Annotated in this window: 1 protein-coding gene; it reads right to left on the bottom strand. The window is 68.7% G+C overall.

The annotated features are described in order from the left end of the window. Window positions 1–283: 283 nt before the first annotated feature. Window positions 284–2,791 carry a SpoIIE family protein phosphatase gene (locus ACTWQJ_RS48645; RefSeq protein ID WP_443312776.1) on the bottom strand — a complete coding sequence of 836 codons (2,508 nt, stop codon included), beginning with the start codon at window positions 2,789–2,791 and terminating at the stop codon, window positions 284–286. Window positions 2,792–3,433: the final 642 nt, after the last annotated feature.

The following is a 3,433-nucleotide window of genomic DNA, read 5'->3' as shown; positions in this document are numbered from 1 at the left end:
CACGATGCCGCCCACCGGCTCGGTTGGTCCGACTGGCGGCGCCGCCACCAGGCCCGATCCCAGGCCGGCCACTACCGTCGACAAGCCACTCAGGCATGAAGATCACGATCTACGGCTGGAGTACTAGTGACTACGCGCCACCAGTGGTCTTTGATACGTACACGGGGCACCGGCGAACGTTTCCGGTGCCCGGCCCGCAAAGTCGGTGGCGGGTGGACGCCGTGAGGAGCTGCGGCCATTGCCGTGGATGCTGATCATGGCCGCAGGCGAGTTCGGCGTTGGTCTAGCGTTTTGCCGAGTCAGTGAGAATGACACCGTGGTCAGGTGTCACCTCGGCACCGTGACCGGAACCGTACTCGGTGAGCAGCAGGGCGATGTCGTCGGCTCGGTACGAGGAGCCCCGGGCGTTGTGCAGAAGCCGGTCGGCGAGTTCGTCCAGTGAGTCCGCAGGGGCGTGAGCCAGGGATGCTCGCAGGCGGTCAATCCCCACGTCGATGTCGGCGCCGCGTTCCTCGACCAGTCCGTCGGTGTAGAGGGCGAGGACGGACCCGGGCGGGAGGTCGATCCGGGTTGCTGGATAGGCGCTTGCGCGATCCACACCGAGTAGTGGGCCGACGTCCAGTTCAAGGGCGTTGGTCGTCGCGTCGGGACGGCGGAGCAGGGGTGGGGGGTGGCCGGCGGTGACGGCGTAGGCGTGGTGGCCGTGGGGTTCAAGGTGGATGTAGCAGCAGCTGGCCAGCAGCCCGGGGCCGAGGTCGATGAGGGTCCGGTTGGCGCCCGCCATCACATCGCCAGGCGTATGGCCTACTGCGGCGAAGGCCCGTACGGCGCTGCGCAGCTGGGCCATGGTGGCCGCGGCGGCGATGCTGTGCCCCTCCACGTCTCCGATGACAAGAGAGACCCCACTACCGGTGGGGATTACGTCGTACCAGTCGCCACCGATGTCCATTCCGCTGGTGCCGGGCAGATAGCGCGCGACGGTGCGGATACCCGGGACTACTGGCAGCCGGTGCGGCAGGAGCGCCTGCTGCAGGCCGCGCGCAAGGGCGAACTCCGCGTCGTAGAGCCGCGCTCGCTCCAGGGCCTGGGCGATCAGCCCGGCGAGTGCGGTGAGGACGCCGCGGTCCTTCTCCGTGAATCGGTGGATCTCGTCGAAGCCGAGGACGCAGGTGCCGACAGGGTGGCTGGAGGCGATCAGTGGCAGATACGCCCAAGAGCTCACTCCGCCCGTGGGGATGCCCGGGTAGCCCTGGGAGAGGTCCTGCCGCGACTCGATGAAGAGCGGAGCGCCGGAGGTCAGGGTCTCCGTACCGGGCAGGCACGCATGCAGCGGTACGCCCTCCAGCCAGTCGAGGAAGTCTTCGTGGTGGCCGGTGTGATAGAGCAGACGCATCGTTCCGTCGCGGACCACGTAGATCGCCAGCTGCTGGCCTCCGAAGGCTGGTAGGAGCTGGTCGGAGATGACTTCGCAGACTTCGCGGGCGGTGACCGCCTCGGTCAGCGCGCTGCCCAGCTGCAGGACGTGGTACATGACGCCCAGGCGCGCCGGTGTGGCAGCGGTTGCCGTCTCGGCCGAGGAGGCTGATGGCGTTGAGGCCCAGGGGGGATGACCGGAGGGCACCACCCGGCCGGTTACTCCGTCCGCTTCCGGATGGAGGAAGAAGGCGAGCCACCGGTCGGGCGGTCGGCAGGCCAGGAAGGAGACCGGCGCCTGCGAGATCATCGCGGACCGGTGCCGGTACTCGACGTCGGGATCGGACAGCCACGGCAGCACGTCCGAGAGAGACTGCCCCAGCAACTCGTCGCCGCGCACGCCCAGCAGCTGCAGGGCGCTGTGGTTGGCGTAGGTCACCCGCCCGTCGGGGGCGAGGGAGAACACCCCGTCCCGCAGCCGTTCGACCGCGGCGACGGCCGCGCTGCCGGCCTGCGCGTCGACAACCGTGCCGACCAGGTGGGTGCGTGCCCGCGCGTCGTCGGCCTCCGGTGCGCGGCCCCACAACTCGACCGTGCGGTACCCCTCGCCGCCGTCCCCGCGATCCCGTATGCGCAGGCGCCACGATGTGATCCGGCCCTCGGCGGCTGCCGCGCGGGCAGCCGCCCGAAGGGCGGCGCGGTCGCCGGGGTGCAAGCAGGAAGCCAGCGTTTCGGCTCGTCCGTCGAAAGCACGGGGGGCAAGACCGAAGATCGCGCAGAGCTCGTCGTCCACGGTGAGGGTGCCGTTCACGAGGTCCCAGTCGAACAGGCCGACCCTCACGGCCGGTGCCGAGGGAGCTGGGGTCTCGACGGGAATCGTCTGCGGGTCGCACTCGACGGGATCGCCGGTACGGGCGCGGAGATCGGCGAGGGAGGCACCGAGCCGTTTGGCGATGGTCCGCACGCGGCGGCGCTGGGCCTTGGACAGCCCTTCGCTGCCGGGTGACGCCGCCCAGACGATCGCCAGCGCCCCGAAGGTCTCCTCACCTGCACCTACCGGAACGGAGCAGGAGCCGAAGGCGTACGGCAGAGCTACCGCCAGCTGAGGAAACCGGCGCATCGTCTCGTCGGCGTCGGTCAGGTGGACCGTGCGCCCAGAGCTGTAGGCTGCGGCGACCGGGATGGGACTGCTCACCGGAATGAGGTGCCAGCCACCGAGCAGAGAAGGTGGCACCCCGCACGTCGCGGCGAGCACGATCGACCGACGGTCGCGGGAGCGGAGAAAGACGCTCCCGGCGTACGCGCCGGTTCCTTCGACGGCTTCGACGACGGCTGCAGCGAGCAGATCCTCACGCTCCGCCATCCCGCCGACGATCATTTCGCGCACAGTTCCAGTGTGCGCAGGTCGGCCCACCGGCCCAAGGCCCAACCCAGCGAGACGCATCGATCACACCTCGCAGGGCCCGTCGCCGCGCTCCGGCTATGGCTACGCCTGTGATCCCCGGGACACCCCGGGCAAGATCGCAAACCGTCGACGGTACGGAGCACCCGTACGGTCCGGACACAAGACCGCAATCCCATACCTGAGAGCTACTGAGCGTCACCGATGATCATGCTCACCCGGATTTGCCCCGACGGTGCTCATGATCCGCCGACAGTGCTCACCGAATCGCGGATTCTACACCGGCCGTGTAGGTTTCGGACCTTCGTGCGCACTGGGTCCTGTGGAAACGCCGGAATCCGGGCTCCATGCGCAACGCCGTTGTTGGGCAGTGATGCGCATCTTGGTCTGCTTGGCGGCGTCGAAGGGTACCCAGGGTGAGGAACGCTGCCCGCCGAACCGTGCAGATCAGGCTGCTCGTACGGGTAGTAGCAGCGTGGTGGGCTGGCCTTAGCTTGGCGTTTAACGCCGCAGGTCACTCGACCTGCTGAGTTCTCCGGGAACCGGCAGCACGTGGCGCGGCCGTTCTTCACGCTTCGAGATGTCGAGTAACGAAGCACGAAAGAACGGCCGCTGCCC

The sequence above is a fragment of the Streptomyces sp. KR55 genome, assembly GCF_052245645.1.
GTDB classification, from domain to species: Bacteria; Actinomycetota; Actinomycetes; order Streptomycetales; family Streptomycetaceae; genus Streptomyces; species Streptomyces flavusporus.
This window is presented reverse-complemented; position numbering and strand designations above follow the sequence as displayed.